Origin of the sequence: Shewanella sp. 10N.286.52.A9 (assembly GCF_041468985.1) — a bacterium.
Classification (GTDB): domain Bacteria; phylum Pseudomonadota; class Gammaproteobacteria; order Enterobacterales; family Shewanellaceae; genus Shewanella; species Shewanella japonica.
Genome location: NZ_JBFRJQ010000001.1, coordinates 1 through 14,335, shown reverse-complemented (window position 1 = coordinate 14,335; position 14,335 = coordinate 1). Strand labels below are relative to the sequence as shown.

The following is a 14,335-nucleotide window of genomic DNA, read 5'->3' as shown; positions in this document are numbered from 1 at the left end:
AGCAATGCAATCAAGCTATTCACATATTGTTTTGGGACTTGGGGCGACAGGGTTATCTGTGGTTCGTTATTTGATGTCTCAAGGAATAACACCATTGGTGATGGATAGTAGGCGTACACCACCAGGTCAAGATACGTTAGCGCAGGAGTTTCCTGATGTTGAGTTATTAACCGGTGGCTTTGTTTGCCGATACTTAGTGCAAGCTAAGCAAATTATTGTGAGTCCGGGTATTCCTATCGACACGCCTGAAATCCGTGCTGCTATGGATATGGGAATTGAGGTTATAGGTGATGTTGAGCTATTCGCTCAAGCAATAGCAGATAGACCGCCTTGTGTTGTCGCTATTACTGGTTCAAACGGTAAAACAACAGTGACTACCTTAGTGTATGACATGCTCAATGCTGCAGGTAAAAAAGTCGCAGTTGGTGGCAATATTGGTATTCCTGTTTTGGACTTACTGGCTACAGATGCTGAATTCTTTGTACTAGAGCTATCAAGCTTTCAGCTAGAAACAACCCATAGCTTGCAATGCATTGCAGCGACTTGTTTGAATATCAGTGAAGATCATATGGACAGATATCACGATATTCATTCGTATCGCGCCGCTAAGCTGCGCTTATATCAGCAAAGCCGCTTCGTGATGTTTAATCGTGATGATGCGTTAACTTATCCAGATGAGCCAACAAACCAAAATACGTTTGGTTTAAGTGTACCTGAAGGTGACGAATGGGGCTTAGCTGACGGCAAAATCTTGCATGGTGAAAGTGAGATTATGAATTTGCATGAGGTGAGCTTAATTGGTAGCCACAATCAGGCAAATTTACTGGCGGCGATGGCATTGGCTGATGCCTGCGGTATTGATAAGAATGTGATGATCGAGATTGCCTCACATTTCAGTGGGCTTGCGCACCGTTGTGAATTAGTCGGGTTGAAACAAGGTGTCACGTACATTAATGACTCAAAAGCCACCAATGTTGGTGCTACGGTTGCAGCCTTAAACGGACTAAGCGATCACTTGGGCGACCTCATTTTAATTGCTGGCGGTGAAGGCAAAGGTGCAGATTTTAAAGAGCTTGAAAAATCACTGACCAATGTTACTCAAGTGATTACCTTTGGCAAAGACGGAAGCAAAATTGCGCAGTTAAAAGCTGACAGTATTGAAGTGAATAATTTGGAAGAGGCCGTCGCGAAAGCTGTTGAGATCACTTTTTCTGGCGATATCGTGCTACTTTCGCCAGCTTGTGCAAGTACTGATATGTACAAGAACTTCATGGATAGAGGTGATCACTTTAAACAATTAGTGGAGCAGATTGAAGATGGCGAGGGGTGAGCAACAACTTAGCTTATTCCAACAAGTCCTAAAAAGGCCTTGGGCAAACATTCTGTCTGAAACTACACCCAGTGATCAGCTTTATGACCGTAGTTTATTTTTGGCTGTTGCAGGGTTAATTACATTTGGCTTTGTGATGGTGATGTCAGCGTCTATGCCTGAAGCGCAGAAACTGACAGAGAACCCGTTTCATTTTATATATCGCCACGTAGCGTATTTAATGGGATGTGGTGTGATCGCTTATGCCGTACTCAATATTGAGCTGAAGTTTTGGGAGCGTTACAGCGCATATTTAGTGTTGTTGGTGTTGCTATTACTGGTAGCGGTATTAGTGGTGGGAACCACAGTCAATGGGGCTACCCGCTGGTTGGCGATTGGGCCTGTGAGAATACAGGTCGCTGAGATAGCCAAGTTTGTTTTTATTATTTACATGGCGGGGTATTTAGTTCGCCGTCATGGTGAGTTAAGAGAAAACAGTAAGGGGTTCTATAAACCTATTTTTGTCTTTTTACTGTTTGCTTTTTTGATTCTTGCTCAACCAGATTTAGGTACTGTCGTCGTACTTTTCGTCTGTACTGTCAGCCTGTTATTTTTGGCAGGAGCACGAATCATGGACTTTTTGGTACTGATATTTCTCGGTATCGCCATGTTTGTTTTTTTAGTGGTGTTTGAGCCTTATCGAATGCGACGGGTGACGTCATTTTTAGACCCATGGGAAGATCCCTTTGGGAGTGGTTACCAGCTAACTCAGTCACTGATGGCTTATGGTCGTGGTGATATTTTTGGGCAAGGTTTGGGTAACAGTATTCAAAAACTGTCGTATTTACCAGAGGCACATACAGATTTTATCTTTGCTGTTATTGGTGAAGAACTTGGTTTTGTTGGTATTGTTTGCGTATTAACTGTGCTGTTTTTTGTATCGTTTAGAGCGATCCGATTGGGTAATTTGTGTTTGAGTATTCAGCGCCCATTCGAAAGTTATTTAGCATATGGCATTGGTATATGGATTTGTTTTCAGACAGTAGTCAATGTGGGGGCCAGTATTGGTATGTTGCCCACTAAAGGTCTGACGCTGCCCTTTATTAGTTATGGCGGTAGTAGTTTATGGGTCATGACGGCAGCGGTAATGTTACTGATACGAATTGATCATGAACGGCGGTTAAGTTTAACGCAAGCGGTGCAAGGGAGAGTAAAAAAGTGAGCCCTAATATGACTGATGCACCTAAATTATTGGTGATGGCTGGCGGCACGGGCGGACATGTATTCCCGGCGTTAGCAGTTGCAAAAGAATTAGCCAAAAAAGGTTGGCAAGTACGCTGGTTAGGTACGGCTGACAGAATGGAAGCAAGGCTGGTTCCTCAACATGGATTCGATATTGAGTTTATTGATATCAAAGGTGTGCGAGGAAATGGAATAGTAAGAAAATTGGCTGCACCATTTAAAATTATACGTTCAATATTACAGGCTAAAACGTTCATTAATGAATATCAGCCAGACGTGATTTTAGGTATGGGTGGTTTTGCCAGTGGCCCAGGTGGTGTGGCGGCAAAATTGGCAGGCGTGCCTTTAGTATTACATGAGCAAAATGCAATTCCGGGCATGACTAATAAGTTGTTATCTCGCATTGCTAACAAGGTACTTTGTGCATTTCCGAATACCTTTTTACCGGCAACCAATGCAGAAGTCGTTGGTAATCCAATTAGACAAGAGTTAATTGAGCTCGGTCAAAAAGAGAAAGTATGTGATGACGAAGCCTTAAAGGTGTTAGTTGTTGGTGGCAGTTTAGGCGCAAAAATATTTAACGATGTCATGCCGGATGTGGTTGGGCAATTAAGTCAACAGCATTCAATTACCGTGTGGCATCAAGTAGGTAAAGGAAACCAACCTACTGTCAATAGTCACTATCAGGACAAAGGCCAAGCAGCCAATGTCAATGTGGCAGAATTTATCGATGACATGGAAGCCGCATATCGCTGGGCAGATGTTGTTGTTTGTCGTTCAGGTGCATTAACAGTATCTGAATTAGCCGCTGTAGGACGGGCAAGTATTTTAGTGCCTTATCCTCATGCTGTAGACGATCATCAAACTATCAATGCTTCAGTATTAGTAGAGGCTGGTGCGGCAATTTTATTGCCGCAAACCATAGTAAATGCAGATAATCTAGCTGAGAAGTTAACCCTTTTCGCTGAAAAAAGACATGTTGTATTAGAGATGGCTCAGCAAGCAAGAAGCGTTGCTGTTTTAGATGCCACCCAACGTGTTGCAGGTATTTGTGCTGAATTAGCACGAAAGGATTGAAATGACAAAAACAGAAAAGTACGCCCAATTACGTAGCATGATCCCTGAGATGAGACGGATTAAGAAAATCCACTTTGTCGGAATAGGTGGTGCAGGCATGGGCGGGATAGCCGAAGTATTAGTAAATGAAGGCTATCAGATCAGCGGCTCAGATATTGCTGTTAATAGTGTGACTGAAAGGCTAGAAAGTTTAGGGGCAAAAATCATCATTGGCCATCAGGCTGAAAGCGTTACAGATGTTGATGTTGTGGTCGTTTCAACGGCAATTGATAAGCAAAACCCTGAAATAATAGCTGCTAAAGAACGCCGTATTCCGATTGTCCGTCGTGCTGAGATGTTGGCTGAATTAATGCGTTACCGTCATGGCGTTGCAATTGCTGGCACCCATGGTAAAACAACGACGACAAGCTTGATTGCCAGTGTATACGGTCAAGCTGAACGTGATCCAACATTTGTTATAGGTGGATTGCTCAATAGTGCCGGAACCAATGCACGTTTAGGGACAAGTCGTTATTTGATAGCCGAAGCCGATGAAAGTGATGCAAGCTTTTTGCATTTACAGCCTATGGTCAGTGTTATTACAAACATTGAAGCTGATCATATGGACACTTATGGTGGTGATTTTGAGAAGCTAAAGACGACCTTTGTCGACTTTTTACATAACTTGCCATTTTATGGTGTTGCCGTGATGTGTATTGATGATGAAGTCATTCAAGAAATCATGCCAAGAGTCGGTAGACAAGTCGTTACTTATGGCTTTAGTGATATTGCTGATGTACAAGCATTGGATTTCAAGCAAGTTGGCCATCAGTCGCAATTTAACGTACGCCGAACGGGCCGTGAAGATTTAGCCATAGTGTTAAACCTTCCTGGCGAGCACAATGTGTTGAATGCACTGGCAGCGATTGCAGTCGCTACTGAAGATGATATTGATGACGAAGCTATTGTTGCAGCACTTGCAGAATTTGAAGGGATCGGAAGACGTTTTCAGCATTTAGGTGAGTTTGATACAGCAAACGGTAAGGTGATGTTGGTTGATGATTATGGTCATCACCCAAGTGAGGTACTTGCAACGATCAAGGCGGCTAGAGCAGGTTGGCCTGATAAGCGCTTAGTGATGGCATATCAGCCACATCGATATAGTCGTACCCGTGATTTGTATGAAGATTTCGTTGAAGTATTATCTCAAGTCGATGGCTTACTGTTACTTGATGTATACGCAGCGGGTGAAAGTGCCATCCCTGGAGCAGACGGCAGAGCATTATGTCGCTCAATAAGATTGCGTGGGCAAGTTGATCCAATATTTGTCGCATCGCCTGAGTTACTTGCTGATGTGTTGCCTGACGTTTTACAAGAGGGCGACTTATTGCTGACTCAAGGCGCTGGTAATATTGGTGCACTATCCAAAATGCTTGCATCATCTAATTTAGGTTTTGATGAGTCGAACAAAGAAAGTGTTGATTGATTATTAAACGATAACTGTTTGTAAATAGAAGCTTTAATACAGTCAGCATGCTAGATATAATGGTGAATTGCCAAATGAAAGTGACCAGATACAGTTGGGAGTTACAGTAACCGTGGCGTGGAGTGATAAAGCTCGCCAATTAAAAGGCCATTTGAGTCAAGTCAATTGGTACTTATATACCGGATTACTGTTTTTACTGACAGTGCTGCTGACTATCGTATGGGCTGGCTTAAAGCTGAATGTATTATTGAACGATGCAGATGCATTGCCTATTGATGCTGTAGCGATTAAAGGTGAGCGAATTTATACCACAGATGCAGAGATTCAAGCTGCATTACAAGCATTAATGCAGCGCAGTTTTTTTAGTGCAGATGTGGTTGAAGTGCAGTTAGCGCTAGAAGCATTACCTTGGGTACATCATGCGTCAGTGAGACGTGAATGGCCGGCTAAATTGAAGGTGACATTACAAGAACAACAGGCTGTAGCACACTGGAATGGTGACGATTGGCTTAATGTTCATGGTGATGTGTTTATTGCTCAATCACATGAAAGTATCGCAGCATTACCAATGCTTTCTGGCCCAGAAGATATGTCTTCTGAAGTGTTAACGAGTTATCAGCAATTGGCTGATTTATTGAGTATTAATGGTTTTAAGCTTGCGAGTTTAAGTTTAAGCCCACGGCATGCATGGCATGCGACATTGGATAACGGCATCCTTCTTGAATTAGGTCGAGAAGATAAGATGTCGAGAATACAAAGATTTATAAATGTTTATCCTGAAATAACAAAAAATGACAAGCCAATAGCAACCATTGATTTACGCTATGACACGGGTGTTGCCGTTGGCTGGGACGATACTAACACAGAGAGTCGACACTAAATGACCAAGAATCAGGAAAGAAATCTTATCGTAGGCTTAGACATTGGCACGTCCAAAGTCGCAGTGATCATTGGTGAAGTGCTACCCGATGGTGAGATAAGTGTGGTCGGTTTAGGTAACCATCCTTCACGTGGCATGGATAAAGGTGGTGTGAATGATTTGGACTCTATTGTAAAAAGTGTTCAACGTGCACTTGACCAAGCTGAACTAATGGCTGACTGCCAAGTATCATCAGTCTATTTAAGCATTTCAGGTAAGCACATCGCCTGCCAAAATGAAAATGGCATGGTGTCAATTAATGATGAAGAAGTAACGCAAGAAGATGTGGACAATGTGATTCACACCGCTCGCTCAGTTAAGATCCCAACAGAGAGAAGGATCTTACATGTGTTACCGCAAGAATATTCTATCGATGTGCAAGATGGTATTAAGAGCCCAATTGGCATGTCAGGTATGCGTATGGAAGCAAAAGCCCATATTGTCACTTGTGCAAACGATATGGCAAAGAACATCACCAAGAGTGTTGAGCGTTGTGGTTTAACAGTAGATGACTTAGTTTTTTCAGGTATTGCTTCCGCTGATTCTGTTTTAACTAATGATGAAAAAGATTTGGGTGTATGTATTGTCGATATTGGTGGCGGAACGACTGATATAGCGGTTTATACCAATGGTGCATTACGACATTGCGCAGTGATTTCTGTAGCCGGTAACCAAGTAACGAGCGATATTGCGAAGATTTTTAGAACGCCATTAACTCATGCCGAGCAAATTAAAGTGCAATTTGCTAGTGCACGAAGTTCAATGGTGAGCCGTGAAGACAGTATTGAAGTTCCATCAGTGGGTGGTCGTCCTTCACGCAGTATGTCTCGTCATACGTTGGCAGAAGTCGTAGAACCAAGATACCAAGAATTATTTGAATTGGTATTAAAAGAATTAACTGACAGTGGTTTAGAAGATCAAATTGCTGCAGGGATTGTATTAACGGGCGGAACAGCTTCTATTACAGGTGCTGTTGATATTGCTGAAGCAACTTTCGGCATGCCAGTTAGGGTAGCGTCACCGCTACCAGTGAAAGGCTTAAATGAATATGTTGATCAACCTATTTACTCAACAGGAATAGGTTTGCTTCATTATGGCGCCAGACGCGTTATCGAACGTCAGTTCGAACGTCCTGAGCGTCAAGGGGTTACCAGTCTTTTGAATCGGGTCAAAAGCTGGTTTAAGGGTGAATTTTAATAACGCAGGCAAACGGAGATCAGACAATGTTTGAGATCATGGACACTCATAATGACGAGGCGGTGATTAAGGTCATCGGCGTCGGTGGTGGCGGCGGAAACGCTGTCGAACATATGGTTAAACACAGCATCGAAGGTGTTGAGTTTATTGTAACGAATACGGATGCTCAGGCATTACGCAAATCAGGCGCTGGCTCAACAATTCAATTAGGACGTGATGTCACTAAAGGATTAGGTGCTGGAGCGAACCCTGATGTGGGTCGCCAAGCTGCAGTTGAAGATAAAGAAAACATCCGCGCTGCGATTAAAGGCTCTGACATGGTCTTCATTGCTGCAGGTATGGGTGGCGGAACGGGTACTGGTGCTGCACCAGTCGTTGCAGAAATCGCTCGCGAAGAAGGCATTTTAACAGTAGCGGTAGTTACCAAGCCGTTTCCGTTTGAAGGCAAAAAGCGCATGACGTTTGCTGATCAAGGCATTGCGGAGCTAGCAAAACATGTTGACTCATTGATCACAATTCCGAATGAGAAATTGTTGAAAGTCTTGGGCCGTGGAACGTCATTGCTAGACGCTTTCGCTGCGGCAAACAATGTTTTATTAGGCGCAGTGCAAGGTATTGCTGAACTAATTACGCGTCCTGGTCTAATTAACGTGGATTTCGCCGATGTGAAAACCGTGATGTCAGAAATGGGTAATGCCATGATGGGCACAGGTGTTGCAACTGGTGATGATCGTGCAGAAGAAGCTGCGGAAGCTGCAGTTGCAAGTCCTTTACTAGAAGATATTGATCTAGCTGGCGCGCGTGGCGTATTGGTCAACATTACAGCCGGTATGGATATCAGTATTGAAGAGCTTGAGACTGTGGGTAACCACGTAAAAGCATACGCTTCTGATAATGCGACAGTGGTTGTTGGTGCAGTTATTGATCCAGAAATGAGCGAAGAGTTACGTGTAACTGTTGTTGCTACAGGAATCGGCGCTGAGAAAAAGCCTGATATTCAATTAGTGACTAAGCCTGTTGCTCGTCCAGAGCCTGCACCGGTTATTGAGCCTAAAGTTGAACCTGCAGAAGAGCCAGTACCAGCCGCTAGCTATGTAGCGCCTACTGGAAATGCGGTTCCAGCACAGCAACCTGCGGCGCAACCTGCAACGCGTGCTGACGGTGATTACTTAGATATTCCAGCATTTTTACGTAAGCAAGCTGATTAATTGTTGAAAGTAAAAATGAAAATCTAAAAACGCTAAGATGTTGATAAAATGTTACTTGTGTAAGTAGAGGCGTAGAAAAACACAGTAAAGGAGTCTTTTTTGTGAAAAGACAATTTTATGGTAGTATATCGCCTCAGCTTACTGGGTAAACTCAGTAAAAGCAGTGCAATAATGTTTATTAATAAGTGATTAAAACGGGTAACTGAATGATTTTTCAAAGAACTGTTCAAAAAATGGTGAAGAGTACTGGTGTCGGATTGCATTCCGGCAACAAGGTAACTCTGTGCATTATGCCCGCACCTGTTAACACTGGTATCGTACTAAGACGTACAGATTTAACGCCTGCAGTGGAAATTCCTGCTAAGGCAAATCTTGTTCGTGAAACAACAATGTGTACGGCATTGGTTAATGACGAAGGTGTTCGCATTTCGACTATTGAACATTTATTCGCAGCGCTTGCAGGCCTTGGCATAGATAACGCTGTTATCGAAGTTGATGCTCCTGAAATCCCGATTATGGATGGCAGTGCAAGCCCGTTTGTTTTTTTACTGCAAAGTGCAGGTATTAAAGAACAAGCAGCCGCTAAAAAATACATTAAGATCAATCAAACCATTCGTGTTGAAGATGGAGATAAATGGGCTGAATTAAAACCATTTAAAGGTTTTAGAGTTGATTTCAAAATTGACTTCAATCACCCAGAAATTTCGCGTAGTCAGCAACACATGGTGATGGATTTTTCAACATCTGCGTTTGTTAAAGATATTAGCCGAGCAAGAACGTTTGGCTTTATGCAAGATATTGAATACCTAAGAGCTAACAATTTAGCGTTAGGTGGCAGCATGGAAAATGCTGTAGTGCTTGATGAATATCGTGTTCTTAACCCTGATGGTCTGCGATATGAAGACGAGTTTGTTAAGCATAAGATTCTTGATGCGTTCGGTGACTTATATGTAGCAGGACATGCCATTGTTGGTGAGTTCTGTGCGTATAAAACTGGTCATGCTCTAAACAACCAATTGGTAAGAGCATTACTGGCACAACAAGAAGCTTGGGAGTTAGTCAGCTTTGAAAATGAAGTTGATGTACCACTTAGCTTTATGGTGCCGGGCGCTGTATCTTTAGCGTAAAGAGTTAAGATTGCCTATTACGGCTGGCTAATGCAGCCAGCCGTTTTAGTTTTTCACCAAGAGACCCTTCAACGTGATCAGCCAATGTTTGCAGATGCTCTGCAGCGACAGGGCTGATTTTTGCGTAATTAGTTGGTGCTTTACTTGGTGTTATTGCTAACCCTGGGTTGACTTTAACCTCTATTGCGGTAAGCATTGGAAGCGTCTCTTCCTGAAGTTGTTGCAGTAGTTTGGTCTTTTGGAAATTTATTCTAGCAGCCCATGCAGCCGAAGTAGTTTCAATAACAAGAACACCCTGACGAAGATTAGCGACTTTTAGCTGCTCACTAACAGGACCATTTAAACTCTGCTTTACGTAAGTATTCAGCTGGTTTAATAGCTCTGCTTTTTCAGCTAGTTCCGGTAATGTTCCCGATTGATGTAGTAATCTACTGAGATCTTGAGGGGGCTTTTTCATATGATAATAAGATGGCTGAGTTAGGCTATGAGTGTAACAGTTTTTATTCAAGGTCGAAATGGAGTAACACGTTGGCATCCTAGCAAACGTTGGTTGCTTCTACCTATCCTATTAGTGGCAGCAGGAACTGGTCTTTACCAGCAAAATGCTGATCGCTTTGCTGCACAGCAGACGAAAGTTGATGAAAATCAAAAGTTGCGTGAACAGCAAAAACAACAAGTTCTAGACCTCAAAAAAGCGACTGAAACTCAACTAAGTACATTAGTTGCTCACGTCGCACGCATGCAAGCTAATGTGACTCGTTTAGAGGCATTAGGCCAGCAAGTCGCCGAAAACAATTTACTTGAAGATCAATTTGATTTTACTGCTGACGTTGGTGTTGGTGGGTTAAGTGAAATCGGTGCAGGTGTTGAATTAAACCAACTGCTAGACGATATGTCGCAGCTGGCATCCAGAATTGATAATAATAATGTTCAGTTAGCACTACTTGAAACTGTGTCAACTAATCTCCATATAGATAAAGAACGTTATATATCAGGGCGACCAATTGTCAAAGGTTGGTTATCTTCGCCCTACGGTTTACGAAATGACCCTTTTAATGGTCGTAGAACAATGCATAAAGGCATTGATTTTGCGGGTAAAGAAGGAGGCGATGTTATCGCGACTGCTGCAGGCGTGGTGACATGGTCAGGAAATATGCTTGGTTATGGTGGGCTTGTCGAAATTGATCATGGAAATGGTCTTCGAACCCGCTATGGACACAATAAATCTATGTCAGTAAACGTAGGTGACGTCGTTGCCAAAGGCGATAAAATTGCCAGTATGGGTAGCACAGGCCGTTCAACCGGTCCCCACGTGCATTACGAAGTATTGCGAAACGGACAACAAATCGATCCTAGAAAGTTCGTTTATCGCAAGGCTAGTTAATAACATTTTCGGTTAAGTCGCTCAATTGAGCTCAACCTACAAGAGATAAGTGATTAAGATGTTAGGCAAATTACTGACAAAAGTATTCGGCAGTCGTAACGACCGTACCTTGAAAGGCCTTGGTAAAGTTGTAACTAAAATTAATGCATTAGAAGCTGAATATGAAAAGCTGACTGATGAAGAATTAAAAGCAAAAACGGACGAGTTCCGTCAGCGTATTGAAAATGGCGAAACGTTAGACGCAATTATGGCTGAAGCATTCGCAACAGTGCGTGAAGCCTCTAAACGTGTATTCGAAATGCGTCACTTCGATGTGCAGTTATTAGGTGGTATGGTGCTAGATAGTAACCGTATTGCTGAAATGAGAACAGGTGAAGGTAAAACATTAACTGCTACCTTGCCTGCTTATTTAAATGGTATTACAGGTAAAGGTGTTCACGTTATTACCGTGAATGATTACCTAGCAGCACGTGATGCAGAAAATAACCGACCTTTATTTGAATTCTTAGGCTTAACTGTTGGCATTAACGTGGCAGGTTTAGGTCAAGTCGAGAAAAAAGAAGCGTATAACTCAGATATTACTTACGGTACTAACAACGAGTTTGGTTTTGATTACCTTCGTGACAACATGGCATTTTCGCCTCAAGAACGTGTTCAGCGTCCATTACATTACGCCCTAATTGATGAAGTCGACTCAATCTTAATTGATGAAGCACGTACGCCGTTGATTATTTCTGGCGCAGCCGAAAATAGCTCTGAGTTGTACATAAAAGTTAATACACTTATTCCTAATCTTATCGTTCAAGAAAAAGAAGATACTGAAGATGAAATTGGTGAAGGTGATTTCAGTATTGATGAAAAGGCTAAGCAAGTTCACTTTACAGAACGTGGTCAAGAAAAAGTAGAAACTTTGCTTATCGAGCTGGGTGTATTGGCTGAAGGTGATTCACTTTATTCAGCAGCTAACATCTCGTTGCTGCATCATGTTAACGCAGCGCTTCGTGCGCACACTTTGTTCGAGCGTGATGTCGATTACATTGTTAAAGACGGCGAAGTTGTTATTGTTGATGAACATACTGGTCGTACAATGCCAGGACGTCGTTGGTCTGAAGGTTTACACCAAGCTGTAGAAGCTAAAGAAGGTGTTAATATTCAGAATGAAAACCAGACATTAGCATCTATCACATTCCAAAATTACTTCCGTCAATACGAGAAGTTAGCCGGTATGACAGGTACAGCTGATACTGAAGCATTTGAATTCCAACATATCTACGGGCTAGATACGGTTGTAGTTCCGACGAACAAGCCAATGATTCGTAATGATATGGCTGACTTGGTGTACTTAACAGCTGCTGAAAAGTACAACGCAATTATTGATGATATTAAAGGTTGTCGTGAGCGTGGTCAGCCAGTGCTAGTTGGTACAGTATCAATTGAGCAATCTGAATTATTAGCAACACTTTTAAAGCAAGCTAAGATCCCGCACTCAGTATTGAATGCGAAGTTTCATGAAAAAGAAGCACAGATTGTTGCAGATGCGGGTAGTTCAGGCACGGTAACTATTGCTACTAATATGGCAGGTCGTGGTACCGATATCGTCTTAGGTGGTAACTGGAAGGTTCAAGTTGATGCATTAAAGAACCCAACAGATGATCAAATTGCTAAAATTAAAGCTGAATGGCAAGTTCGTCATGATGCAGTAATTGCAGCTGGCGGTTTACACATCTTAGGTACAGAACGTCACGAATCTCGTCGTATTGATAACCAATTACGTGGTCGTGCTGGTCGTCAAGGTGATGCAGGTTCTTCACGCTTCTACTTATCAATGGAAGATAGCTTAATGCGTATCTTTGCATCAGATAAAGTAACGGGCATGATGAAAAAACTAGGTATGGAAGAAGGCGAAGCCATCGAACATCCTTGGGTATCACGTGCTATTGAAAATGCACAACGCAAAGTAGAAGCACGTAACTTCGATATTCGTAAGCAATTGCTTGAGTATGACGATGTTGCTAATGACCAACGTCAAGTCGTTTACTCACAACGTAATGAGTTAATGGATGCTGAAAGTATCGAAGATACGATTTCAAATATCGAACAAGATGTAGTAAGCAGTGTGATTGATCAATATATTCCGCAACAATCTGTTGAAGAGCTTTGGGATGTTCCAGGTTTAGAGCAACGATTAGAACAAGAATATGGTTTAAAACTGACAATCCAACACTGGTTAGATACTGAAGATGATCTTCATGAAGAAACTTTACGTGAGCGTATCGTCAACAGTTGGAGCGATGCATACAAAGCCAAAGAAGAAATGGTTGGCTCACAAGTGCTTCGTCAATTTGAAAAAGCGGTAATGCTGCAAACTCTTGATGGTTTGTGGAAAGAGCATTTAGCGGCAATGGATCATTTACGTCAAGGTATCCACTTACGTGGTTATGCTCAAAAGAACCCTAAGCAAGAATATAAACGTGAATCGTTTGAATTGTTCCAGCAAATGCTTGAGTCACTCAAACAAGATGTGATTAGTGTCCTTTCAAAAGTTCAGGTACAAGCACAGTCTGATGTTGATGAAATGGAACAGCGTCGCCGTGAAGAAGAAGCTAAGATCCAACGTGATTATCAACACGCTGCTTCAGAAGCGTTAACTGACAACAGTGAAGCAGAAGCGGCGATGCCAAGAACGGTAATCCGTGATGGTGAGAAAGTTGGTCGCAATGATCCTTGCCCTTGTGGTTCAGGTAAGAAGTACAAACAATGTCACGGTAAATTAAGCTAAAAACGCTTTCTTTATATAGAACCAAAAAGCAGCTATTGATAGCTGCTTTTTTTATATCCTGATTTTAGGCTGAAAAAACGCCATTCTTCTTATGTTTGTGGATAACTATGGGGGTAAATAGTGTGTAGCTTGTGGCTAATGAAAAACATGCAAAAAAATCATATTTTTTTGCAAAAAGCCCTTGCACGGTTTCATAATCTCCCTATAATGCGCATCCACTGACACGGCAAACCACGCAATAGCATGGTGTACACGCCAAATCAGTTCACTGAAAAGTGACGCTGAAAAGAGTTTTTAAATTAGTTTAAAAATCACTTGACGCGATACGGGAATTGCGTAAAATACGCATCCCTAGCCACTCGGGCTTACCGAGATGCGCTAACGCTCTTTAACAATTTATCAAGTAATCTGTGTGGACACTCACAGGTGTTGAGTTAATCGAAATTGCTCACTCTTTCTCATAAAGAATGTAGCAATCAAAATTATTATCAATATTTTCTGTATCACGTAAGTGATGAGTGTTCATAGCAATATGTAACAAACAGGATGTAGATTCTTCCGAGTCTGCATAATGTAATCAGAATTCATTGAGCCGAGACTTAGTCTCAAAAAACTTTAATTGAAGAGT

11 protein-coding genes are annotated in these 14,335 nt (G+C 42.2%); 10 read left to right on the top strand and 1 reads right to left on the bottom strand.

The features are described from left to right. Positions 1-4 precede the first annotated feature (4 nt). From murD to lpxC, 8 genes are all read left to right on the top strand, one after another. Positions 5-1,330: a UDP-N-acetylmuramoyl-L-alanine--D-glutamate ligase gene (gene murD, locus AB4128_RS00055; protein ID WP_372036215.1), complete on the top strand. Its 1,326-nt coding sequence runs from the start codon at positions 5-7 to the stop codon at positions 1,328-1,330. Beyond that, entirely contained in the window at positions 1,317-2,531 is a 1,215-nt protein-coding gene (gene ftsW, locus AB4128_RS00050) for a cell division protein FtsW (protein WP_055025205.1), read from the top strand. Before murD ends, ftsW begins: the two co-directional genes overlap by 14 nt. An 8-nt stretch (positions 2,532-2,539) precedes the next feature. Then, positions 2,540-3,628, top strand: a complete 1,089-nt coding sequence (murG, locus tag AB4128_RS00045) for an undecaprenyldiphospho-muramoylpentapeptide beta-N-acetylglucosaminyltransferase (RefSeq protein WP_372036376.1) — start codon at positions 2,540-2,542, stop codon at positions 3,626-3,628. 1 nt (position 3,629) lies between these two features. Beyond that, positions 3,630-5,093, top strand: a complete 1,464-nt coding sequence (gene murC / locus AB4128_RS00040; protein WP_372036213.1) for a UDP-N-acetylmuramate--L-alanine ligase — start codon at positions 3,630-3,632, stop codon at positions 5,091-5,093. Between the two features lie 112 nt (positions 5,094-5,205). Next, the gene (locus AB4128_RS00035; protein WP_144430197.1) at positions 5,206-5,973 is read left to right on the top strand and encodes a cell division protein FtsQ/DivIB; all 768 of its coding nucleotides are present in this window, start codon (positions 5,206-5,208) and stop codon (positions 5,971-5,973) included. Beyond that, positions 5,974-7,209, top strand: coding sequence for a cell division protein FtsA (gene ftsA / locus AB4128_RS00030; RefSeq protein WP_055025203.1), 1,236 nt, complete (start codon positions 5,974-5,976; stop codon positions 7,207-7,209). Between the two features lie 26 nt (positions 7,210-7,235). Then, complete coding sequence (ftsZ, locus tag AB4128_RS00025) at positions 7,236-8,417, top strand: cell division protein FtsZ (RefSeq protein WP_055025202.1); 1,182 nt, start codon at positions 7,236-7,238, stop codon at positions 8,415-8,417. 206 nt (positions 8,418-8,623) lie between these two features. After that, entirely contained in the window at positions 8,624-9,544 is a 921-nt protein-coding gene (gene lpxC / locus AB4128_RS00020) for a UDP-3-O-acyl-N-acetylglucosamine deacetylase (RefSeq protein WP_055025201.1), read from the top strand. Positions 9,545-9,548: 4 nt separating this feature from the next. Here the strand turns inward: lpxC and AB4128_RS00015 are convergent, their stop codons facing one another. After that, entirely contained in the window at positions 9,549-10,001 is a 453-nt protein-coding gene (locus AB4128_RS00015) for a DUF721 domain-containing protein (protein ID WP_055025294.1), read from the bottom strand. A 27-nt stretch (positions 10,002-10,028) separates the two neighbouring features. Between AB4128_RS00015 and AB4128_RS00010 the strand changes: the two genes are divergently transcribed. After that, positions 10,029-10,928: a M23 family metallopeptidase gene (locus AB4128_RS00010; RefSeq protein WP_055025200.1), complete on the top strand. Its 900-nt coding sequence runs from the start codon at positions 10,029-10,031 to the stop codon at positions 10,926-10,928. Between the two features lie 58 nt (positions 10,929-10,986). Beyond that, entirely contained in the window at positions 10,987-13,707 is a 2,721-nt protein-coding gene (gene secA / locus AB4128_RS00005; protein WP_065110082.1) for a preprotein translocase subunit SecA, read from the top strand. Positions 13,708-14,335: the final 628 nt, after the last annotated feature.